Origin of the sequence: Clostridium sp. UBA4548 (genome assembly GCF_002387895.1) — a bacterium.
Taxonomy (GTDB): domain Bacteria; phylum Bacillota; class Clostridia; order Clostridiales; family Clostridiaceae; genus Clostridium_J.
On the sequence record NZ_DGLI01000037.1, the window covers coordinates 100,535 to 122,369 of the forward strand.

At 31.7% G+C, this 21,835-nt stretch carries 23 protein-coding genes and 2 tRNA genes; 19 read left to right on the plus strand and 6 right to left on the minus strand.

Annotation, left to right across the window (positions count from 1 at the left end):
- Positions 1-14: 14 nt before the first annotated feature.
- The 5 genes from B3040_RS13995 (at position 15) to B3040_RS14015 (ending at position 4,222) form a co-directional block, all read left to right on the plus strand.
- Complete coding sequence (locus B3040_RS13995; RefSeq protein WP_291574391.1) at positions 15-860, plus strand: ABC transporter permease; 846 nt, start codon at positions 15-17, stop codon at positions 858-860.
- Positions 861-949: 89 nt separating this feature from the next.
- A complete protein-coding gene (locus B3040_RS14000; RefSeq protein ID WP_291574393.1) occupies positions 950-1,942 on the plus strand; it encodes an ABC transporter ATP-binding protein in 993 nt (330 codons plus the stop codon).
- Positions 1,943-1,955: 13 nt separating this feature from the next.
- Positions 1,956-2,930 carry an ABC transporter ATP-binding protein gene (locus B3040_RS14005; protein ID WP_291574396.1) on the plus strand — a complete coding sequence of 325 codons (975 nt, stop codon included), beginning with the start codon at positions 1,956-1,958 and terminating at the stop codon, positions 2,928-2,930.
- 99 nt (positions 2,931-3,029) lie between these two features.
- On the plus strand, positions 3,030-3,233 hold the full coding sequence (locus B3040_RS14010) for a heavy-metal-associated domain-containing protein (RefSeq protein WP_291574398.1): 204 nt from the start codon (positions 3,030-3,032) through the stop codon (positions 3,231-3,233).
- Between the two features lie 377 nt (positions 3,234-3,610).
- Positions 3,611-4,222, plus strand: a complete 612-nt coding sequence (locus B3040_RS14015; protein ID WP_291574401.1) for a glycerol-3-phosphate acyltransferase — start codon at positions 3,611-3,613, stop codon at positions 4,220-4,222.
- A 266-nt stretch (positions 4,223-4,488) separates the two neighbouring features.
- Here B3040_RS14015 and B3040_RS14020 read toward each other — a convergent pair whose 3' ends face one another.
- Positions 4,489-4,824 (minus strand): DUF2085 domain-containing protein, encoded by a 336-nt coding sequence (locus B3040_RS14020; protein ID WP_291574403.1) that lies wholly within the window; start codon positions 4,822-4,824, stop codon positions 4,489-4,491.
- 30 nt (positions 4,825-4,854) lie between these two features.
- On the minus strand, positions 4,855-5,235 hold the full coding sequence (locus B3040_RS14025; RefSeq protein ID WP_291574405.1) for a zinc-ribbon domain-containing protein: 381 nt from the start codon (positions 5,233-5,235) through the stop codon (positions 4,855-4,857).
- A gap of 548 nt (positions 5,236-5,783) precedes the next feature.
- Between B3040_RS14025 and B3040_RS14030 the strand changes: the two genes are divergently transcribed.
- On the plus strand, positions 5,784-6,812 hold the full coding sequence (locus tag B3040_RS14030; RefSeq protein WP_291574407.1) for a DUF362 domain-containing protein: 1,029 nt from the start codon (positions 5,784-5,786) through the stop codon (positions 6,810-6,812).
- 104 nt (positions 6,813-6,916) lie between these two features.
- Here the strand turns inward: B3040_RS14030 and B3040_RS14035 are convergent, their stop codons facing one another.
- On the minus strand, positions 6,917-7,045 hold the full coding sequence (locus B3040_RS14035; RefSeq protein ID WP_291574409.1) for a hypothetical protein: 129 nt from the start codon (positions 7,043-7,045) through the stop codon (positions 6,917-6,919).
- 301 nt (positions 7,046-7,346) lie between these two features.
- Here B3040_RS14035 and B3040_RS14040 point away from each other — a divergent pair, with 301 nt between their 5' ends.
- The 11 genes from B3040_RS14040 (at position 7,347) to B3040_RS14090 (ending at position 16,961) form a co-directional block, all read left to right on the plus strand.
- Positions 7,347-7,790: a MarR family winged helix-turn-helix transcriptional regulator gene (locus tag B3040_RS14040; RefSeq protein ID WP_291574412.1), complete on the plus strand. Its 444-nt coding sequence runs from the start codon at positions 7,347-7,349 to the stop codon at positions 7,788-7,790.
- A gap of 193 nt (positions 7,791-7,983) precedes the next feature.
- The gene (locus B3040_RS14045; RefSeq protein ID WP_291574415.1) at positions 7,984-9,285 is read left to right on the plus strand and encodes an efflux RND transporter periplasmic adaptor subunit; all 1,302 of its coding nucleotides are present in this window, start codon (positions 7,984-7,986) and stop codon (positions 9,283-9,285) included.
- Positions 9,286-9,287: 2 nt separating this feature from the next.
- Positions 9,288-9,980: an ABC transporter ATP-binding protein gene (locus B3040_RS14050; protein WP_291574418.1), complete on the plus strand. Its 693-nt coding sequence runs from the start codon at positions 9,288-9,290 to the stop codon at positions 9,978-9,980.
- 11 nt (positions 9,981-9,991) lie between these two features.
- Positions 9,992-11,200, plus strand: a complete 1,209-nt coding sequence (locus tag B3040_RS14055; protein ID WP_291574421.1) for an ABC transporter permease — start codon at positions 9,992-9,994, stop codon at positions 11,198-11,200.
- 415 nt (positions 11,201-11,615) lie between these two features.
- A tRNA-Lys gene (locus B3040_RS14060) sits at positions 11,616-11,691 on the plus strand.
- A gap of 7 nt (positions 11,692-11,698) precedes the next feature.
- Positions 11,699-11,774, plus strand: a tRNA-Lys gene (locus B3040_RS14065).
- Between the two features lie 282 nt (positions 11,775-12,056).
- Complete coding sequence (locus B3040_RS14070) at positions 12,057-12,698, plus strand: undecaprenyl diphosphate synthase family protein (protein ID WP_291574424.1); 642 nt, start codon at positions 12,057-12,059, stop codon at positions 12,696-12,698.
- Between the two features lie 159 nt (positions 12,699-12,857).
- The gene (locus tag B3040_RS14075) at positions 12,858-14,360 is read left to right on the plus strand and encodes a phytoene desaturase family protein (protein WP_291574426.1); all 1,503 of its coding nucleotides are present in this window, start codon (positions 12,858-12,860) and stop codon (positions 14,358-14,360) included.
- Positions 14,361-14,437: 77 nt separating this feature from the next.
- On the plus strand, positions 14,438-15,784 hold the full coding sequence (gdhA, locus tag B3040_RS14080) for an NADP-specific glutamate dehydrogenase (protein ID WP_291574612.1): 1,347 nt from the start codon (positions 14,438-14,440) through the stop codon (positions 15,782-15,784).
- A gap of 159 nt (positions 15,785-15,943) precedes the next feature.
- Entirely contained in the window at positions 15,944-16,099 is a 156-nt protein-coding gene (locus tag B3040_RS14085; RefSeq protein WP_291574428.1) for a hypothetical protein, read from the plus strand.
- 40 nt (positions 16,100-16,139) lie between these two features.
- The gene (locus B3040_RS14090; protein WP_291574430.1) at positions 16,140-16,961 is read left to right on the plus strand and encodes a VanW family protein; all 822 of its coding nucleotides are present in this window, start codon (positions 16,140-16,142) and stop codon (positions 16,959-16,961) included.
- A 210-nt stretch (positions 16,962-17,171) separates the two neighbouring features.
- Here B3040_RS14090 and B3040_RS14095 read toward each other — a convergent pair whose 3' ends face one another.
- From B3040_RS14095 to B3040_RS14105, 3 genes are all read right to left on the minus strand, one after another.
- On the minus strand, positions 17,172-17,675 hold the full coding sequence (locus B3040_RS14095) for a hypothetical protein (protein ID WP_291574432.1): 504 nt from the start codon (positions 17,673-17,675) through the stop codon (positions 17,172-17,174).
- Positions 17,676-17,996: 321 nt separating this feature from the next.
- Positions 17,997-18,200 carry a cold-shock protein gene (locus tag B3040_RS14100; protein WP_291574433.1) on the minus strand — a complete coding sequence of 68 codons (204 nt, stop codon included), beginning with the start codon at positions 18,198-18,200 and terminating at the stop codon, positions 17,997-17,999.
- 196 nt (positions 18,201-18,396) lie between these two features.
- Positions 18,397-18,966 carry a nitroreductase family protein gene (locus B3040_RS14105; RefSeq protein ID WP_291574435.1) on the minus strand — a complete coding sequence of 190 codons (570 nt, stop codon included), beginning with the start codon at positions 18,964-18,966 and terminating at the stop codon, positions 18,397-18,399.
- A 393-nt stretch (positions 18,967-19,359) separates the two neighbouring features.
- On the opposite strand from B3040_RS14105, the gene B3040_RS14110 reads away from it, so the two are divergent.
- Both B3040_RS14110 and B3040_RS14115 read left to right on the plus strand, forming a co-directional pair.
- Positions 19,360-19,902 (plus strand): nitroreductase family protein, encoded by a 543-nt coding sequence (locus B3040_RS14110; protein WP_291574436.1) that lies wholly within the window; start codon positions 19,360-19,362, stop codon positions 19,900-19,902.
- Between the two features lie 259 nt (positions 19,903-20,161).
- Complete coding sequence (locus B3040_RS14115; RefSeq protein ID WP_291574438.1) at positions 20,162-21,655, plus strand: flotillin family protein; 1,494 nt, start codon at positions 20,162-20,164, stop codon at positions 21,653-21,655.
- Positions 21,656-21,835: the final 180 nt, after the last annotated feature.

The following is a 21,835-nucleotide window of genomic DNA, read 5'->3' on the forward strand; positions in this document are numbered from 1 at the left end:
ATGGAGGTGAAATAATGAAGAGTAGAAAGTTGGAGAATTTAAAAATACAGCTCAGGGAAAATAAACTAGGATTAGTAGCAATTTTTATAGTTATTGTCTTTGTAGTAGCAGCTAGTCTTGCCTTTTTAGCTCCTTATGACCCTAATAAGGTTGAAGTAACTAAAGGATTATTAAAACCAAGTGGAACCCATTTTTTTGGAACTGATAATTTAGGAAGAGATTATTTTACTAGAGCACTATATGGTGGTAGGATTTCTTTAACGGTAGGATTAATGTCCATGATAATTTCTGTGGTTATTGGCACTGTTGTAGGCGCAATAAGTGGTTATTTTGGTGGGAAACTTGATAACATCATCATGAGAGTCATTGACATATTAATGTGCATTCCTACTTTCTTTCTTATTTTGATAATAAATTCTTATTTAGAACCAGGAATAAAGAATGTAATTCTTGTCATTGGTTTTTTAAGTTGGATGAGCATAGCTAGAATTGTAAGAGCTGAAACTCTTTCAGTAAAGGAGAGAGAGTATGTACTATATTCTAAGGTATCAGGGGAAACCCCAGCGAAAATTATAATAAAGCACATAATTCCAAGTATTATTCCCACAGTAATAGTAACAGCAACTATTAATATTGCTTCTGCAATATTAATGGAATCTTCGCTTAGCTTCTTAGGCCTTGGAGTTCAGCAGCCTAATGCTTCTTGGGGGAGCATGTTAAAGGATGCACAAGGATATATTGCAAATGCAGCTTATCTTTCCATTTTTCCAGGGCTATTAATACTTTTAACAGTACTTAGTTTTAATGTTCTAGGCGATATATTGAGATCTACTTTTGAACCAAAGGCAAATAAGAGATAAGAGCTTAGTTATAGTATGAAATAAGTTTTCTACTTAGAAAAGGCTTTAAGAAAGTCATTGGCAGAATTTTAATAAAATGAGGTGAAGATATGTGGCAACAGATATTAGAAGTAAAGAATCTCAAAACCTCCTTTTTTACTCATAAAGGAGAAGTGGAAGCTATTAGAGGAATAGATTTTTCTATAAATAGAGGAGAAATAGTAGGACTTGTAGGTGAATCAGGTAGTGGTAAAAGTGTTACTTCAAAGTCTATTATGGGGCTAATAAGAAAACCAGGTAAGATAGTTTCAGGTGAAATAGTGTTTAATGGGGAAGATTTAATTAAAAAATCTCAAAAGGAAATGATGAAAATTAGGGGCAAGAAAATATCTATGATATTTCAAGATCCTATGACGGCCTTAAATCCAGTTTATACCATAGGGCAGCAAATAACAGAAGTTATTACAAGACATGAAGGTCTTAGTAAGGAAAAAAGCAGAGAAAAAGCAATAGAAATGCTAAGAATAGTTGGAATTCCTTCTCCAGAAAAAAGGATAGATAATTATCCCCATGAGTTTAGTGGGGGCATGAGGCAAAGAGCACTTATTGCTATGGCAATAAGTTGTGAACCAGATTTACTTATTGCGGATGAGCCCACTACTGCACTTGATGTGACTATACAAGCACAAATCCTTAAATTAATTAAGAAACTTAAGGATAAAAATGTAAACTCTTCTGTACTTTTAATAACTCATGACTTAGGTGTAGTAGCTGAAACCTGTAATAAGGTTATGGTTATGTATGGGGGAATGATTATGGAAGAAGGTACAGTAAATCAGATATTTCATAATCCAAAACATCCTTATACCATAGGGCTATTAAGCTCAATACCTAAAGGAGTAGATGGAGAAAAGGAAAGATTGGTTCCCATTGAAGGCACACCACCAAGTTTAATAAATCCACCCAAAGGTTGCCCTTTTAAGGATAGATGCATAAAAGCTATAGATATATGTAAGGATAAATGTCCTTCTTACTTTCGTATAGAAGAAGAACATAGAGCTATGTGCTGGCTATTAGGTAGTAACAAAGACTATGAAAAATAAGTAGGTGAAAAGAATGAGCGATGACACATTAATAGAAGTGAAAAATTTAAAAAAGTATTTTTCTATAGAACAAGGGATTTTTAAAAAGACAAAACAGTATGTAAAGGCTGTGGATGATGTAAGTTTTCACATAAAAAAGGGTGAAACTTTAGGATTAGTTGGTGAATCAGGTTGTGGAAAATCTACTTTAGGAAGAACACTAACAAGACTTTATGAGCCTACTGGGGGAGAAATAATTTTTAGTGGTAACGAAATAGGATCAATGAAGGAAAGGGAGTTAAAAGAATTTAGAAAAAGAATGCAAGTTATATTCCAAGATCCTTACGCATCACTAAATCCTAATATGACTGTAAAACAAATTATTTCAGAACCAATGGACATTCACAATATATATAAATCTAAGGAAAAAGAAGAAATGGTATATGAACTTTTAGAAAAGGTTGGATTAAATAAGGACTTTGCAAATAGATATCCTCATGAATTTAGTGGAGGACAAAGACAACGTCTTGGAATTGCTAGAGCACTATCGGTAAAACCAGAGTTTATCTTTTGTGATGAACCAATATCTGCCTTAGATGTTTCTGTACAAGCCCAAGTAATAAATTTATTAGAAGATTTACAAAGTGACCTTGGGATAACTTACTTATTCATTGCCCATGACCTTTCCATGGTTAGACACATATCTAATAGAATTGGAGTTATGTATTTAGGGAAATTAGTGGAAATTGGTGAAGCAGAAGAAGTTTATAAAAATTCCATACACCCATATACTAAGGCATTGCTTTCTTCTATTCCTATACCAGACCCAGATTTATCCTTAAAAACTGAAAGGGAAATTTTAATAGGAGATGTGCCAAGTCCGTTGAATCCACCTTCTGGTTGCAGATTCAGGACAAGATGTAAGTACGCAACAAAGAGATGTAAAGAAGAAGAACCCATAATGAGACCTATGGGAAATGGTCATAGTGTAGCTTGTCATGTAGTGTAATTTTCATGGATAAAAATACTTCTTAAAATTCATACTATAACTGATGAAAATATTATGTTTAAAAAGCTATAAAAGTTATTGTATGGAAGGAGATTTACTATGGAAAATGTGCATTATAATGTTTCAGGTATGGCAAGCTCTCAAAGCAAAACACAACTTCACAATGCTTTAGAAAAAATGCAGGGAGTTCAACAAATTGCTATAGACCTTTCTAGAGGAACTGTTGAGGTTGAATATAACTCACCAGCAAGTTCAGAACAAATAAAGGCTTGCATTGAGAATACAGGCTATTCTGTGGAGTAATGTTTTACAATCAATTAGAACCATACGGCAACATTAAAAGGCTGTATGGTTTTTCATTTATAATAAGGTATTTATTAAAGAAAATAATTCATGATATAATTAGATGCAGAAAAGATACTGATTCATAAAATATAGTAAGTATTATATAGGCTTTCTCAGTGAAAATTTATCCTTAAAGCCGTTATGCGTGCCAAGAGAAGTTTTAGGTAGAATTGAAGTCTTATCTGTGTTTCCTATATTAAAATAAAACAAATTATCTTTGCTATATAAAATGAATTTTTAAGTTATAAAATATTAAAGTTAATATTTTAGACTTCAGTTTTTTCTAAGATGTTAGAATGGAATTTTGCTTTAGAAGTTTATAATGGAGGTCTAATATGGTTATTTATGATATTTTCATTTCACTTTTAATTGGATATTGCTTTGGATTAGTGCATCCTGCTTACATTTTAGGAAAGGCTATAAAAGGAATAGATATAAGGAGTGGCGGCTCTAATAATTCAGGAGCTTCCAATGCCACAGTTGTTCTTGGATGGAAATATGGGGTTATTACAGCACTTATTGATATACTTAAGGGGACTTTAGCTATACTAGTAGGAAGGTATATTTTACATTACAATATAATACTTTTATATATTATTGGCTTTGGAGTAATAATAGGCCATGATTTTCCCATTTACATGAATTTTAAAGGTGGAAAGGGAACCGCATCAGTTATTGGAGTGTTTTTAGGGATCAATCCAGTAATTGGACTTTTAATGGGAATTACTATAATCTTAATCACAGTAATTACAGATTATATAGTCATTGGAACAATAGCTATTCATATTGTAGCAGTTATTCTTACGTTTATAAATTATCCAATGGTATGTACCATGCTTGTTTTCTTACTTACCTTGCTCACCATAAGCAAACATTGGAGTAATATGATAAAGATAAAAAATAAAACTGAAATTGGATTAAGATCAACTTTAAAGAAGAAAAAATAAAATTTAATATAGGCTTTTGAGGTGAGTATGTATTTTTTCATCATCAAAAGGCCTTAAGGGAACCAAGGTAGAGGTAAGGTATAAGGTAAGCCTTAAATTTGGTTTCCTATAAAAAGAACTATTTCTTCATTTAAATTGTGAAGAAATAGTTCTTTTGTCATTTTATAACTAAGAAACTAGCCATTTAAATATCTTAAAACGCTCCTTTTGAATCTAATATAAAATAGTCATATGACTCAAATTCCCATTAGCATTTCAAAAGTATTTTAAGAACTAATTAACCGCTTTACAGCTTTCCCATGGGAATATCCAAGGGTGGCAATAGATCTTACAAGTAGAATAGTAGCCATACCGGCAAGAATCCCAGTTAAAAATCTTCTTGGGTTATTACTAATCCATTTGCCTTTATATTGACCTACCCCATCAATTAATAAAGGAATGAAAAACATAAGTACCATAAAAATATTACTTGAATAACCTATAATTAACCATAATAATCCTAAAAAGTAGCCTATTAGAATGCCAGTACAACGGGCACAAATAGGGAATTGTTTTCCTTTTATAAAAAAAGATCTTTCAGGTAATCTATGGCAAAAAAACATGTAGTGTAAAAGCTTATCCATCATAGAATTTTAATAGTATATATCGGATGAAAATGAAAATGCCATTACTAAAAATATTATATAAATTACTACATATGCAACAATTCCACCAATCATCCAGTAACAGATTCGTTTTGAGCTATTTGGTTTTTCATCTCTCCATAAAAAATAAAGAATAAGTCCAACAATAGGAAAACAGCAAGAAACTACCCCAGCAAAATTAGATGGGTTGTCCTTAGGATTCATAGGTTGAGAGTTAAAATTAGTGCTATTAAAATTTGAATAGTTTGTTGACCCTGCAAATTGATTTGGCTGATTAAAACTAGTAGCTTCACTATTGAAGTTATTCCCACAGTTGCTACAGAATTTAGCATCATCATTTTGTTGAGCTCCACATTTTGAACAATGCATATTAAAAATACACCTCCCCATTATAATTATCGGTCTATTTAATTATATATTTATAAACTTTATATAATTACTTAATATAAGTTGAAAATTTGTTACTATACCATGATATCAAAAATTATGCTAAGTTGAATAGACTATATGTGCAAATTTTCAGTTTTTATTATATTTTTCATCTAAATATGCACAATAATGACGAAAGGGGTAAATAAAATGAAGTAGATAGTAGTTTGTGAAAGTCTACTTTTAGATATTGGTATTATTAAATTACTTGAGATATAATAATAATTAATACTTGTAATAATTACCTACATAAGGCTTTAAGCTATTAATCTTTATAAGTATCAAGTAGATGAAGTATAAATTAAATGCTTAGGTCATATTCAAAGACAGGTTAGAAACCTGGATAAAGTAGTGAATATCCATGGGTGTTATAATTTGAAGAGCATTTTGAAAAATAAGAATAGAATACACTTTGAACTGATTAATTATACATAAATCAGTTCAATATTTTAAATATATAAGAAGTTTACATAAAGGGAGTTGTTAATTTGAGTAAAGTATATTTTATTAAAAATTCAGAGTCTGATTATAATAAGCTTGGAAAAGATGCTTTGGAGCTATTGAAAAAGGTAGTGTTAGACACTGGACATAAGTTTGAAAAAGAAGTACCTATAAAGGTTCACTTTGGAGAAAAAGGAAACAAAACCTTTATTCCAGCAAAATGCTATGATGAAACAATAAATTATTTAAAGGAAAATGGAGTAGCTCCAGCTTATATCGAAACTAATGTATTATATAGAGGATCAAGAACTACTACAGAGCTTCATCTTGAAACAGCAAAGGAGCATGGCTTCACACAAATTCCAATTATAATAGCAGATGGAGATATTGGAACAGAGTATAATGAAGTAGAAATAAATAAAGAATATATAAATAAATGTAAAATAGGTAAAGGCTATGGAATGTTTAAACAGTTTATTGTTATGAGCCATTTCAAAGGACACGCAGAAGCAGGCTTTGGAGGCGCACTTAAGCAGCTTGCTATGGGCTTTGCTGCTAGAGGCGGAAAGTTAGAGCAGCATTCAGGTATATCCCCTCAGGTAGATGCTGAAAGATGTATAACTTGTGGTATTTGTGTGAATAAGTGTAACTTTAATGCCATTGAAACTTCTGATGTTGCGGTAATCGATGAGAGTAAGTGCATTGGTTGCGCAGGATGTATTGCTGTTTGTCCACAGGGAGCAATTGAAAACACTTGGGGAGGGTCTCATTTTTTTGAAAAGCTTTCAGAGTATGCCTACGGAGCAGCAAAAGATAAGGACATCATATACATTACCTTCGTCCACAATATTACCAAGGAGTGCGATTGTGCTGGTACAGCCATGAAACCAATTGCTGCAAATATTGGTATTCTTGCTGGAAAAGATCCTGTTGCCTTAGATGCAGCATGTTTAGACTTAATCCAGAAAAATAGCGGACAAAAGCTTTTTGAAAAAGGCAGAGCTTCCCTTAAACATGCAGAAAAAATTGGACTGGGGTCAAGGCAGTATGAAATTGTTGAAATAAACAATATATAGTGGGTACAATTGAAGTTTTCATATGCTCCCTGTCAAGTAGACAGGGGGCATTTATTTTAAAGACGTTAAATTTTTATCCATTTATAGGTTTATAATGTGATAATTTAAAGAGCTAATTCAATTTTTGCCATATTGTAAGGTTCTACTATCTCTTCTATACACAGTTTTTCTATTACTTTATCAATTACAGTAACACAAGTTTTATCTATAGCAACTGGATTAGTAGAAGCCAATACTTCTATAGCATCAATAATGTTTAATTGTATAGATAAACTAATAATAATTATTGACTAATATAAGTAAACCTTTATAATAGAAAATATATGTATAGAAAATATTCGTATGCGAAATATTATTATAGAAAATATATTTACTAAATATTTTTATAGGAACTAGAATTAAGACTAAATTTATATGTAAAGTTTACCCTAGTTTCCTTAAGGCTTTTAAAGAAGTATATAATAAAATCCAGCATATAAGCCTATAGTATATGGACTGTTTGGAACTTTACAATAAAGTAGGAGGAGTTATAGGATGAAGGAAAGCAACGGACAAGCTGTTTCTAAGCTTCTAAGAGATATAAATTCATTAATTCAAGATAATTTTAAAGAACATTTTTGTGAGCTAGGACTTACCCCACCACAAATTATGGTTGCAGGAGTACTATGCAATAAAAAGTCCATGAAGATTAGCGAGATAAGTGAAAAAGTAAATTTATCCAACAGTACTGTATCTGGTATAGTTGATAGATTAGAGAAAGTAGATGTAGTAAGAAGAGTTAGAGATGCAAAGGATAGAAGAGTAGTAAGAGTAGAGCTTACTGATGAATTTGAAAATATAAATGTAGGGTTTCATGATAAAATAAAAAGTTATTTTGAAGAACTTTTAAGTAACTGTAATAAGGAAAAGTGTAGAAAAATAATAGACGGATTAGAAATGCTAAAGGAAGTACTTGAAGGAAAAAGTAGAAATAATTAGGTTGCATGAAACATGGTAAAGCAAGTATTATAAAGTGATTTAACCTAAAGTTTAATTTAATACCATGCTTTGAAGTAATCCTATAAAAAAATATTAGGAAATTGATTTTAGTTAAGTCAAGTATCATAAGCAATTAAGTTATCTAGAAATTAGTTGGCTGCATGCCAATAAATTAAGTGAGGGGAATTTGAAAATGAAGAGAAAAGGTTTAGTAATAACGGCAGTTATAATATTGCTTGCTGTAATATTTGGAGGAATAGCTTTTAAGGCAAAAGGAAATAAAGGAAAAGAAGTTACCCTACATAAGATTCAAAAGGGAGAGTTAAACTCTTACCTAGCTACCTCTGGTACAGTGAAGTCTAAAAATGTTAAAGAATACTTTGGAAGTGGGCTTAAAATTAATAAAGTAAATGTAAAAGTTGGAGATGCTGTTAAAAAGGGTGATGCTCTTATAACTTACGATACATCTGATTTAAATGTTCAGCTTAAACAGGCAGAAATCCAGCATAACAACGCAGTGTTACAAAAGCAGGATATAGTTAATCAAAAAAATAATTTAGAAGGAAAAGTTGCAGAACTAAACAAGTTAATTAAACAACTCGAAAATAGCACCAGTAATCAAACCAACAATAGTACTGCACAGTTAGAAGATATAATTAAGGAGCTGCAAAATAATCCTCAGCTTCAAACTAACATTGAAGATTTAAATAAGGTAATTGGCACACTACAAAATAATGCTAATCCCCAGAATAATGTTGAGCAATTAAAAGCTACAAGAGATCAATTAAAAGCACAAATTCCATCTTCTGAAAAGTTAAAGCAATTAGATAATTCAGTAGCTCTAGCTAAGACTTCCTTAGAAGCAGTTCAAAGTAAATTTAATGCAGTGAAAGATGGAATAGTGGCGGACTTTGATGGTGTAATTACTTCTTTAAGTGGAACAGTAGGTGCAATGTCAACTCCAAATATGGCAGTAATAACTCTTCAAGATTTAAATAGCCTTAAATTAACAATTTCACTAAATAAGTTTGATACAGAAAAAGTTAAGGTAGGACAAAATGCTGAAATAAAAAATAATAATAAGGCGTACAGTGGCCAAGTGGCTTTTATTAGCCCATCAGCAAGTAAGCAGGGAAATGCAGCAATGGTAGCAGTAGGTGGAAGCAGTGAAGGAAACTTAAGTGCAGATATTGATGTGCTAGAACCTGCGCCAGAGTTAAAAGTAGACTTTCAGGCAGATGTAAATATCTTAACTGGAACTGTGGCAGAGGCGCTAAAAGTTCCAATTGAAGCACTGGTTACTGAAAAGGATGGAAAGAATTTTGTATTTGTAGTTGAAGGTGGCTTAGCAAAAAAGAAGGAAGTAAAGGTTGGGCTTCAATCAGATACAGAAATGCAAATAGTTGAAGGCTTAGGAGAAAATGAAGCAATAATTTTAAATACCACAGATTTAAAAGATGGAGATAAGGTTATAGAAAGTCAGAAGGAGGAATAGTTATGGTTGAAGTTAAGGACCTAGTAAAGATATATTCCACTGGTGAACTAAAATTTACAGCCTTAAGAAGTGTTAGCCTTAAAATTGAACAAGGAGAATTTACTTCCATTATGGGGCCCTCTGGATCAGGAAAATCTACTCTCATGAATATTTTAGGGTGCTTAGATAAATTAGATGGTGGAAAATATTTGTTAAATAACAAGGATATCTCTCAGCTGAAGGATGATGAACTTGCACGTATAAGAAATAAGGAAATTGGATTTGTTTTTCAAGCTTTTAATCTTCTACCAAGAATGACTATTCTTGAAAATGTGGAGCTTCCAATGACTTATGCAGGAGTATCACCAAAGGAAAGAAGAGAAAAGGCCCTTCTTGCTTTAAAGAGAGTTGGTCTTGAAGATAGAGTTAAACATAAGCCAAATGAAATTTCAGGAGGTCAAAAGCAAAGGGTTGCCATTGCTAGAGCAATAGTAAATAATCCTTCTGTTATTATGGCCGATGAACCTACAGGAAACTTAGACTCTAAATCTACAGAAGAAATTCTACGGATATTCCAAGGATTAAATAATGAGGGAGCTACTATTATTATGGTTACCCATGAGCCAGATGTAGCTCAATATACAAAGAGAATTGTACGTTTTCGTGATGGAGAAATAGTTTCCGATGAAAATGTGAAAAATAGAATTTTATTGTAGGAGGGGATACCATGAACCTTATAGAAAACTTTAAAATGGCCCTAGATAGTATCATAGCAAATAAAATGAGATCCTTTCTTACAATGCTAGGAATTATTATAGGAATCAGCTCAGTTATAGCTATTGTTTCTCTTGGTCAGGGAGGACAAAAAACTATAACCAGTGAGTTTGAGAAAATTGGTTCTTCTAGTGTTACTATTAGCGTAAGGACTGCAAATGCTAGCACTAGTGATTATATTACTGAAGAGGATGTAAGTCAGATTAAAGAAAGACTTCCTATGGTAAAGTATGCTACTCCTGTACTACAAAAGAGAGGTAGTATAATTTCTGAGAAGGCATCGAAATCCGTTGTTCTAATTGGTGGAAGTGAGGACCTAAAGCAGCTTCAAAACATTGAAATGCTCTATGGAAGGTATTATAATGCCAGTGAAACCTTAGAAGGAAAAGCAGTAGCTATAATTGATCAAGTTTCTGCAAAGGCTTTATTTGGTTATGAGGATGCAGTAGGTAAGGTTGTAACTGTTGGGCCTAAAACTGGTACGAAGAAAGCTACAATTATTGGGATAAGTAAAAGTCAATTTGATACCTTTGGTATGAGTGATGAAAATATGCCTGTAATGGCTTATGTTCCAACACGTTTTGTAATGCAACTATTTCCAAATGACACTTTGATTAGTAGTGTTATGATAACTTCAGATGATAAAAAAAATATAGAAGCTGCAGGAATTACCACCATAAAGTTATTAGAAAATAGACATGGAAATAGAGAAAGAGAAATATATAAAGCTGAGAATGTTTTAAAACAACTTGACCAAGTTAATAAAGTTCTTGGAATCTTTACAGCTTTTATTGGAGCTGTAGCAGCTATATCCTTAATTGTTGGAGGCATAGGGGTTATGAATATAATGCTGGTGTCAGTAACAGAGCGTACAAGGGAAATTGGGATTAGAAAAGCCATTGGAGCTACAACTAAAACCATTTTACTTCAATTTCTAACTGAGTCAGTAATCATTACCCTTATTGGAGGAATAATTGGGATGATACTAGGAATAACTTTAGCTTATGGACTTGGAACCTTTGCTAATATTACCCCAGTAGTATCTCCTACGGTTATTATAGGAACAATAATTTTCTCCTCTGCGGTTGGAATATTTTTTGGGATTTATCCAGCTAAGAAAGCAGCAGATTTAGATCCAATTGAAGCTTTAAGATATGAGTAGGATTTCACTTTGAAATAGGAATTAAGTACAATAAAATTTCTAATATTAATTTTTTTAAAGTTCATTTCAGATTTAAATAAGAACTAAAATAGCCCGCAGAATTAAGCCTACTAAGGTTAATTCTGTGGGCTATTATATACTTATATTGATAAAGAAACTCAAAGTTCTATGTATAAAAAAATATAATTGATAAGCTTGCAGGAGGTTATTATGCTTATTAATTTTTAAGAATGCTTATTTTAGGAAACTATTTTCAGAAGGAATAGTTTAACTAGGTTAGCTACATAAAAAACTATAAAACGATACTATTAAACATTTATTTTATCAATAAATAAAAATCCATATATTAGATATTAAAATAGTTATTTACATATATGTATCTAAGTAGTACAATGTATTTGTATTTAAAACTTGTGTGCCATTAGCTCAGTTGGTAGAGCACTTGACTCTTAATCAAGGGGCCCAGGGTTCGAGCCCCTGATGGCGCACCATATATTTGTGTCATTAGCTCAGTTGGCAGAGCACTTGACTCTTAATCAAGGGGTCCAGGGTTCGAACCCCTGATGACGCACCAAAATACCTTAAGGCTGTTAAAAAGCTTTAAGGTATTTTTTTATGCTGTAAATCTGATTGTAGGGAGCAGAAAAACTCATTTCCCCATGAAAAGTTTTGTAAAGTAAAAATCATTTGTGATTACTTCTTATAAACATGTCAATAATTATAAAGATAACAACGTTATAAATTAAGATAACTATTAGATTTAGCTGATGCTACAAGGGTTAGACATAAGTCTATAGCTAAGGGAATATTTATCAATTCGAAATAAAAGAAATCGTATAGATATTAGGAGGATTTTATGAGAGTACCTAATCACATTGGAATAATTCCAGATGGCAATAGAAGATGGGCAGAAAACAAAGGATTTGGAAGAGAAAAGGGGTATGTGGCAGGAATTGATCCAGGGTTAATTCTATTTAAGTTGTGCCAAAGTGCAGGAGTAAAAGAAGTGACCTACTATGGCTTCACTGTTGATAATACTAAAAGACCAACTGAACAAAGGGAAGCTTTCACAGAAGCCTGCATTAATGCAGTTAAGATTCTTGCTAATGAAGATGCAGAGTTATTAGTTATAGGAAATACAAGGTCTCCTATGTTTCCAGAGGAGCTAATCCCATATACTACAAGAAAGGTTTTTGGAAAAGGTGGTATTAAAGTGAATTTTCTAGTTAATTATAGCTGGAAATGGGATTTAGATGAACTTAAAAAATCCACCTCTAAAAGTAATAATATAGCTAATCAAATCCAATCCAATGACATTTCAAGGGTGGACTTAATAATTCGTTGGGGAGGAAGAAGAAGATTAAGTGGTTTTCTTCCAGTTCAATCCATATACTCTGATTTTTACGTTATAGATGAGTACTGGCCAGACTTTAAGCCACAACATTTTTATGATGCTATAAGTTGGTATGAAGAACAAGACATAACCCTTGGAGGTTAATAGATAAGTTATGGCTATTTAATAAGAGGTTTTATAACTTGGTAAAAATCTGGAGCTTACCAGCCTAATGTTTATCAGCTATTTATATAAGATGTTTTATGACTAACTGGTTGTTTCAGGAAATGATATTTTTAAAAGTCTTTGAGGAGATGGAGAAATTTGAACAGTAAAGCAATAATTATTGGTGCTGGAATAGGAGGGCTAGCCACTGGGGCAAGATTGGCTAGCAGGGGCTATAATGTAGAAATATATGAAAAGGAAGCTACTATTGGTGGAAAAGTTAATAGGTTTGAAAGTGGAGGCTTTAGTTTTGATACCACAGCCTCCATATTAATGACACCACAAATTTATAAAGAGGTATTTACTTATGTTAACAAGGTTTGTGAAAATTATATAGAATTTATAAAATTGGACCCAAATTACAGAGTATTTTATCATGACCAAACTACTTATGACTTCTCTAGTGATTTAACTAAGCTTGTTCCTACTTTAGAAAGAATATCAATTAAAGATAGTGCTTCTTTTATTAAGCTATTAGCACACTCTTATGAAAAATATCTTATAGCTGATAGATATTTTCTAAGGAAGCCTTTTACAAGGTTTATTGATTTCTTTAATCCTCTAACAATCTCTAAGGCTATAAAGACCAATACCCTTTCAAACACATTTAAATATACAACAAGTTTTATTGATAATGAAAAGTTAGTGAAGTATATTTGTTTCCAAGCTATGTATGTAGGTATATCTCCCTATGAAGGACCTAACATATACACTCTTGTTCCAGCAGTATCACAACTTTATGGTTTGTGGTATCTAAAGGGAGGGATGTATTCATACGTAAAAGCACTAGAGAAAATTATTATTGAATTTGGCGGGAAGATACATAGGAATTCTCCAGTAAAAGAAATCTTATTTATAAAGGATAGAGCTATTGGAGTAAGTACTGATGAAGAAGAAGTTAAAGGGGATATTATAATTTGTAATGCAGATTTTTCTTATTCCATGAAAACGTTAATTAAAGATAATAAAGCAAAGGCAAAATATAAGAATAGAAGAATTGAAAATATGAAGTATTCTTGTGGTACCTTTATGATTTATCTAGGGCTTAAAAAGAAATATCCTACTCTAAATTTACATAATCTATATCTTGGAGAAGCTTTTGAAAAGAATATTCAAGCTGCATTTCAGGGGGAACTCCCTGATAAACCATCACTGTATATATATTGTCCAAGTACTATTGATGATAGTGTATGTCCTAGGGGAAAAGAAGTGATTAACATCATGCTTAGAGTACCTAACCTATTATTCGAGAGGGTTAACTGGGATTCTCATGGAATTAGTGAACTTAGAAATATTGTTATTAATACAGTGAAAAAGATAAAAGGACTAGAAGATATAGAAGATAATATTGAAGTTGAAAAATATTTCACCCCTTTGGATATGAAGAGTTCTTATAATTCCTACGGAGGTGCATCCTTTGGACTTAGTCATACACTTACTCAAACAAATTATTTTAGGCCAAGTATAAAGTCACAAAAAATAAGAAATCTTTACTTTGTAGGGGATTCTATTCACCCTGGTACAGGTGTTTCAATAGTTTTAAATTCCAGTAAAATCGTTACAGAAGAAATATTGAAAAGTCATCCAAGGAATAAGTTATAAATAATACTTAGTTACATATAATAATAGTGCGGTAATTTTAGTCTAAAGGAGATATAAGTATGAATACAATAATGGCTATGAGTGCAAGGGAATATGTAAGTAAGGTGCTAAGCAACTTAGAACGTGACAATCCCCTTGAAAAGGAATTTCATCAAGCAGCTAAGGAGATATTAGAATCCTTAGTGTGTATATTAGATAAGCATCCTGAATACATGAAATTGGGTATTCTTGAAAGAATAGTTGAACCTGAAAGAGTATTTATGTTTAGAGTTCCATGGGTTGATGACAATGGTATTGTAAGAGTAAATAGAGGTTATAGAGTTCAATTTAATAGTGCCATAGGACCTTATAAGGGTGGCTTAAGATTTCATCCATCAGTTAACTTAAGCATAATTAAATTCTTAGGTTTTGAGCAAATATTTAAGAACTCACTAACAGGACTTCCTATTGGTGGTGGAAAAGGTGGAGCAAACTTTGATCCTAAAGGAAAATCAGATTGGGAGATAATGAGATTTTGTCAAGCCTTCATGGCAGAGCTTTATAAATATATTGGTGTAGATATGGACGTTCCTGCAGGAGATATTGGTGTTGGAGCAAGAGAAATTGGTTATCTCTATGGGCAGTATAAAAAGCTAACAAGACAATATGAGCCAGGAGTTTTAACTGGCAAAGGGCTAACCTTTGGGGGAAGTCTTGCGAGAAAGCAAGCTACAGGTTACGGATTAGTTTATTTTACAAAAGAGATGTTAAAAAGCAATAATATGTCCTTTGATGGACAGAGAGTTATTGTATCTGGATCTGGAAATGTAGCTATTTATGCTATGGAAAAAGCCACAGAACTAGGTGGTAAGGTTATAGCATGTAGCGACTCTAATGGATATATCTATGACAAAAATGGAGTAAACCTTGAAACTGTAAAAAGGATTAAAGAAGTTGAAAGAAAGAGAATAAGTGAATATGTGAAGGAACATCCAGAAGCAGAATACCATGAGAATATGAGAGAGATATGGAATATTCCTTGTGATATAGCTCTTCCTTGTGCAACTCAAAATGAATTAGATATAAATTCAGCAAAAGCACTTATAAAAAATGGCGTAAAAGCAGTAGGGGAAGGGGCAAATATGCCTTCTACTTTAGAAGCTATCGATGCCTTCTTGGAGAACAAAATTTTGTTCGCTCCTGCTAAAGCAAGTAATGCTGGTGGCGTTGGAGTATCTGCTCTTGAAATGTCTCAGAATAGCATGAGGATGGCATGGACCTTTGAAGAAGTAGATGATAAATTAAAGCATATAATGAAAAACATTTATGAAAAGAGCATGGTTTCTGCCGAAGAATGTGGATGTCCAGGAAATCTAGTAGTTGGAGCAAATATTGCCGGTTTTATAAAAGTTGCAGATGCAATGATAGGTCAAGGAGTAGTATAGAGAAACATAGTAAAGAGAAGGAATTTCTTCTCTTTATTTTTTTTCTTTATGAAAATTACTTAAAGTATTATGCAAATATTTGAATATTTGTACAATAAATTTGATTTAAGTTATATAATTGTATTAATTAATATTTTTATTAGTACAAAGGGGGAGCAGATGAATAAGGAATTTTATGTGGGCTGGGGAACTCTAGCGTTAATTAACGCAGGGTTAGCTCAAGGTAAAAATCGGTCTGGGTTTAATTGGTTTCTTCTATCAATATTTCTTGGCCCTTTAGCCACTTTTTTTCTCGTGATTTCTGATAAAAAGTAACAAATCTTATTTTGTGTTTAATGATTCTATTGGAGGAAAAATGAATTATAAGGAAAAAAAGCCTATAAAAAGATCTAAAGCAAGATTATTTCTAGGGAAAAAATATTACACTATAAAAAAGTATAAAGAATGGTACTTTAGTAGAAAAAACTATGCTAGTTTTCTATCAAAGGAGTTAAAACCTTATTTAGTATTTACACATAGCACACCAACTCTTCGAAAGCTGAAGGATGTGGATATGGAGCTACAACATAATAAGGTTACTAATTTAAGGCTAGCAGCAAGCTGTGTAAGTGGAATTATTATTAAACCAGGTGAGACCCTTTCCTACTGGAAGCTTATAGGCAAACCTACTTACAAAAAGGGATACTTAGATGGGGTAATATTATGCCCAAATGGAACCTTTACTTCAGGAGTGGGAGGTGGTCTTTGTCAGCTTTCCAATTTAATTTATTGGATGACCCTTCATACACCTCTTAAGGTTACAGAAAGATACAGGCATAGTCATGATGTATTCCCGGACTCTAATAGAACTCAACCTTTTGGTTCAGGAGCAACTTGTTCTTACAATTATTTGGATCTTCAAATATATAATGGAACAGACAGTGAGTATCAATTGATTATTGAGGTGAAAGGTGATAAGCTTTTAGGACAATGGAGAAGTAATAAACCTTGTAGGTATAAATATGAAGTTTATGAAAAGGACCATGCTATCACAACTGGATTATTTGGTGGTTATATAAGAAATAACATTATATTCAGGAAGGTTTTTAATGTCTATAACGAATTAATAGAGGATGAGTATGTTACAGAAAATCATGCATATATGACTTATAACCCTTTTATAAGTAGCAAAAATTAAATTAACTAATAGAAAATAACCTACAAGCAGAATGTGAAAACACTTGCCCGTAGGTTTTTCTAATTGTAATAAAAAAGTTAAAGAAAGTAAAACAATTTATATTTATGGGATAACTTGATTAGATAATCTGCAAAGCTTAAACCAACATTTAGTATAGGCAAAATGAAAGATTATAGATACATAAAAAACAAACACTGGTTATAAAGGAAGTTAGTTATTAAAGGAAATACGATTAAGCTTAGTAGCAGCACACTTATCTATTTCAGCAATAGTGTCTTTATACCGTTGAGATACATCTGGGCAGTTTGATAAAATTGTATCTATAACGTAATCTATATTATCATCATTAATTTGTTTTCCTTCAATTCCTTCGAAAGTTATGGAGTTTTCATTACTTAAATTGTTGTAAATTGTGTCAACAATAGGTGCTTTAACTACAGTTGGTCCTTGTAAGTAATTATTAGAGTAATATAAAGCATCCTCCACTGTAATAAATTCCCCATAGGAATACTCTTTAGTGCTGGAATCTGAGTTGTCTTCGCAAGAACATGGGTATTGAAGATGCTCAACATGTTTAATATCTAAAACATTTTTATAATCTCTTCTTGTTAGTACTGAACGAACCTCTAAATCTGACAATCTATTTTTTATAGAATCAGAAAAGATTTCACCAGATTCTACAATGAATTTTTTAATTGATATTGTTTTTTTCATGTTATAATTTCTTTGCATTAGCATAAGCCCCTTTATTATATATTTTTTGAAGTGCCTAATATGAGAGGTAAAGATCTTTTAAGCGCAAAATTTGATTATTGGAGGTTATATAAATGAAGATATCATAAAGAATAACTAGTTTTATATGACAGAAAACCACCCTTTTACGGGTGGCAAAACATTTGAAACATGAAGTATATAAGTTGTTATATTGTTTCCATATTAAATTTTCACATTAAAGCAACTTATATAAATTAGATTATAACAGAATTAAAAATTCTGTAAGTATTGCATACTATATATAAATGTTATTAATTACAATTATAGCTTAACTACGTTAGTAGCTTGCATTCCTCTAGGTCCTTTTTCAACTTCAAATTGAACTTGTTGACCTTCTTCTAAATTCTTTCTAGTTTCATTTCCTTGGATTGCTGTGAAGTGAACGAAAACATCGTCTTCTCCTTGAACTTCAATAAATCCAAATCCTTTTTCTGAGTTAAACCATTTTACTGTACCAATTTTCATTAAAAATCCTCCTAAGTGAAACATAACAATTATCTTTTAATTATGTTCCCTGTTAATCTATTAAGTATAGCATAATAAGAAAAAAAAAGCAAATTTATTTTCAGAAATTTAATTAAATTATTGATTAAATTAAAAGCTGTAAATAAAAAAACAAATTTAAAAGGCTATGCCCTTTAAAACATAGCCTTTTAAAATATTATTTTATGAAGTTTACTACATTTTCTCTTCTTGGAAATGGCTTTATTTCTTTTGTTATTGCAGAATATCCAAAGGTTACAGCAAACTGTGGTTTGTAGCATTCAGGAATATTAAGTTTTTTAACTTCCTCTTGGTTTTCGAATAAAAAGGTAGTAAGGCCTACCCAGCAAGAAGCAATTCCAAGACTTTGAGCCATAAGAAGCATATTTTGAACTGCTGCACTACAATCAGCCATAGGGCAATATGGAAGTTCTTTATTATTAGTTTCTAAACCAGATACTATAATTGTAGTAGGTGCATTATGTAAAATATGATACTTTTCATTTTCAGCCATTTTTACAATCCAATCAGTAGAGGCTTTTTTCATAAGTTCTTTTGATTTAACGTTAATTTCATCTAATACTTCTTTATTTTGAATAACAGTAAAATACCAAGGTTGATCGTTATGACCACTTGGTGCAAAGATACCAGCTTCAAGAATTAAGTTTAATTCCTCATCTTTTATTTGTTCAGGTAGATACCTTCTTACACTTCTTCTGTCTTTAATTAACTCTAAAATATTATTCATTTGTTATTCCTCCTATGGTTCTCTATTTTCAAAATCTGGTGACCAAATTATAAAATTAGTTTTAAAATCACACTACAATATTTACTTTGAATTTGATACATCTTACTATAAGGAAAAGTGCTCCAGAACTTAACTTATATAAAATCTACAGTACTACCTTCAAGGCTATTAGAGATGGATAAATAAAATTTATCCTAGAAGCCTATAGTGATATGTTTAAGCTATTATCTAAAGAGAATATTAAGTGACTCTAAAAACATAAATATAGTTTATACTATTTTCATATAAATTTAAACAGTAGATAAAGTTTCAAAGTGCAAATTACCAGGAAAACTTTTGTTATAATATAAGTAAACAAAGGTATTTTAATGAATTCTATATTGGAGGAATATTATGAGTTTTAAAGAGTTAGTGGAGTTAAGAGAAAGCACTAGAGCGTATTTAGATAAAAAGGTTGAAAGAGAACAGCTAGAGCTTTGTATTGAAGCTGCAAGAATGGCACCCTCAGCTTGTAACTCTCAGCCTTGGAGGTTTATCCTAGTAGATGAGGATAAAGCAGTAGAAGATGTTGCCAAAATGGTTTATGACCCAGTTATTCGTATGAATAAATTTGCTTTAGAAGCACCAGCTTTTATAGTGGTAGTACTTGAAAAGCCTAATATTACTTCGAAAATAGGGGGAATTATTAAGGGAAAGGATTACAGCATTACGGATATAGGTATTGCTACTGAACACATTTGCCTTGCAGCGGCAGAACAAGGACTGGGGACTTGTATTATTGGCTGGTTTAAGGAAAAAGAAATTAAAAAGTATTTGAAGATACCGAAAGGAATGGAAGTGCCCTTAGTAATTACTATTTGCCACCCTAAAAATAAAGAAGTTAGAAAGAAAGTAAGAAAAGAGTTAAAAGATATAATGAGTTACAACCATTACTAGGAAGAGAAAACTTATATATATTAAATAATTTGCAGTAATATTTCTGCATTACTTAATAAATTATAAGCAACTTATATGAAAGAAAATGCAAAAGTAGGTTTACCACTAGTGTAGTTTCTTTGTTACATTCTCTATATTTTATTTGTGTAATAAGTAAAATGTGAGTATTTAGAAAATTATCCAAATACTCATTGAAACAAAATTCAGAACAATATACAATTATATTAGGGAATAATTTAATATTAGAGGGGGATATATTTTGGAGATTTTAAGTAAAGTATTACCTTATGCAATTCCAGTAGTGGCGGTATTAATTTTAATACTATTATTCTGGAAACGTATGCCAGCAGATAAAGCTATGGTAATCACAGGTTTAAAAAAGAGAGTTCTTTCAGGAAGAGGGGGTATATTAATACCTATTTTAGAAACCTCTTGTACAATTTCTTTAGAAAACATTTCAATTAAAACAGATATTAATGAAGCACCTTCAAAGCAAGGAATCTTTGTTAATATAATAGGTACAGCAGTAGTTAAAATTAAAAATGATACTGATTGCATTTTAAAGGCCGTAGAGCAGTTTTGTAGTGGTGGAGCACAAGATACTACAAAGGTTATAAGCAACATAGTAGAGCAAATTTTAGAAGGTAAGCTTAGAGGAATAGTTTCTACTTTAACTGTAGAACAAATTAATGAAGACAGAGCTGCTTTTGAGGCAAGGATTGAAAATGATATAAATAAAGAGCTAGAGTCTATGGGACTTTCACTTGTTTCTTATTCAATCCTTAAGATATCAACTCAAGGTGGATACCTTGAAAATAGAGCAAAACCACAAATAGCACAATCTAAAGCTGATGCTGACATTGCTGAAGCTGAAAGAAAAAGAGATACAGAAATTAAAACAGCTAATGCTATAAGAGAAGGACAAAAGGCAAAATTAAGTGCTGAAACAGAAATTGCTGAAAGTGAAAGAGATAAATCATTAAAGGTTGAAAGCTACCGTGCTGAAAGAGATAAGGCAAAGGCTAATGCTGACGTAGCTTATAAACTTCAAGAAATTGAAAATCAATCCCTTTTAGCACTTCAACAAGCTGAACTTGCTAAGAAAAATGCCTTAGTTATTGAAGAAAGGCTTGTTGCAGAAGTTAAAAAACCTGCAGATGCTAAGAAGTATGAAACTGAGGTTAATGCAGAGGCTAGCAAAATTAGAGCAATAAAAGAAGCAGAAGCAGAAGCAGAAGCTATTAGAATTAAAGCAATAGCAGAGGCGGATGCTAGGAAAATTGAAGCTCAAGCAGAAGCTGAGGCAATTAAAGCCAAGGGACTTGCTGAGGCAGAATCAATTAAAGCTAAAGGTCTTGCAGAAGCTATGGCTAAAGATAAACTTGCAGAAGCTATGGCAAAATACGGCGAGGCAGCAGTAGTAGAACTTATAGTAAGTAGACTTCCAGAAATTATGGCTTCAGTTGCAAAACCTATGGAGCAGGTAGATAAGATTACAATTATTGATAATGGTGGAAACCAAGGTGGTTCAAAGCTTTCAAAAATTGTAACTGATGTAGCGGCAAATGGTTTTGAAGTCCTAAAGGATTTAACAGGAGTAGATGTTAGTGATATATTAAATAATTTTGCAACTAAAAAGTCTATTGAAAATAAAACTTCAGTCAAAGAAGTTATAGAAAATATTTCTCAAGATAAAAATTTAATTAGTGAAGTTGTAGAAAATATAGTTAAAGAAGAAAATCTTGAGGATTAACCTATAAGGAATCGGAGTTAAAGATAACTTATAAATCAATGAGTTTAAGATTTATAAGTGAGCTTAACTTGATAAGCAAAAATATGTTGGTGAACACCAATAATAATTTAGAGTAAGGAGTGAAGTCTCCTTACTCTTTTTTATAGACTTTCAACATGAAGTTATATTTTATTCATCTCT

Bases quoted from the DNA above. Each gene is read 5' to 3' on its own strand.
- B3040_RS14025 (WP_291574405.1), bottom strand. From the start codon at position 5,235: ATGCATTGTTCAAAATGTGGAGCTCAACAAAATGATGATGCTAAATTC.
- B3040_RS13995 (WP_291574391.1), top strand. From the start codon at position 15: ATGAAGAGTAGAAAGTTGGAGAATTTAAAAATACAGCTCAGGGAAAAT.
- B3040_RS14020 (WP_291574403.1), bottom strand. From the start codon at position 4,824: ATGTTTTTTTGCCATAGATTACCTGAAAGATCTTTTTTTATAAAAGGA.
- B3040_RS14090 (WP_291574430.1), top strand. From the start codon at position 16,140: ATGAATTATAAGGAAAAAAAGCCTATAAAAAGATCTAAAGCAAGATTA.
- B3040_RS14095 (WP_291574432.1), bottom strand. From the start codon at position 17,675: ATGAAAAAAACAATATCAATTAAAAAATTCATTGTAGAATCTGGTGAA.
- B3040_RS14010 (WP_291574398.1), top strand. From the start codon at position 3,030: ATGGAAAATGTGCATTATAATGTTTCAGGTATGGCAAGCTCTCAAAGC.
- B3040_RS14000 (WP_291574393.1), top strand. From the start codon at position 950: ATGTGGCAACAGATATTAGAAGTAAAGAATCTCAAAACCTCCTTTTTT.
- B3040_RS14085 (WP_291574428.1), top strand. From the start codon at position 15,944: ATGAATAAGGAATTTTATGTGGGCTGGGGAACTCTAGCGTTAATTAAC.
- B3040_RS14040 (WP_291574412.1), top strand. From the start codon at position 7,347: ATGAAGGAAAGCAACGGACAAGCTGTTTCTAAGCTTCTAAGAGATATA.
- B3040_RS14050 (WP_291574418.1), top strand. From the start codon at position 9,288: ATGGTTGAAGTTAAGGACCTAGTAAAGATATATTCCACTGGTGAACTA.
- B3040_RS14070 (WP_291574424.1), top strand. From the start codon at position 12,057: ATGAGAGTACCTAATCACATTGGAATAATTCCAGATGGCAATAGAAGA.
- B3040_RS14005 (WP_291574396.1), top strand. From the start codon at position 1,956: ATGAGCGATGACACATTAATAGAAGTGAAAAATTTAAAAAAGTATTTT.
- B3040_RS14105 (WP_291574435.1), bottom strand. From the start codon at position 18,966: ATGAATAATATTTTAGAGTTAATTAAAGACAGAAGAAGTGTAAGAAGG.
- B3040_RS14045 (WP_291574415.1), top strand. From the start codon at position 7,984: ATGAAGAGAAAAGGTTTAGTAATAACGGCAGTTATAATATTGCTTGCT.
- B3040_RS14110 (WP_291574436.1), top strand. From the start codon at position 19,360: ATGAGTTTTAAAGAGTTAGTGGAGTTAAGAGAAAGCACTAGAGCGTAT.
- gdhA (WP_291574612.1), top strand. From the start codon at position 14,438: ATGAGTGCAAGGGAATATGTAAGTAAGGTGCTAAGCAACTTAGAACGT.
- B3040_RS14015 (WP_291574401.1), top strand. From the start codon at position 3,611: ATGGTTATTTATGATATTTTCATTTCACTTTTAATTGGATATTGCTTT.
- B3040_RS14055 (WP_291574421.1), top strand. From the start codon at position 9,992: ATGAACCTTATAGAAAACTTTAAAATGGCCCTAGATAGTATCATAGCA.
- B3040_RS14100 (WP_291574433.1), bottom strand. From the start codon at position 18,200: ATGAAAATTGGTACAGTAAAATGGTTTAACTCAGAAAAAGGATTTGGA.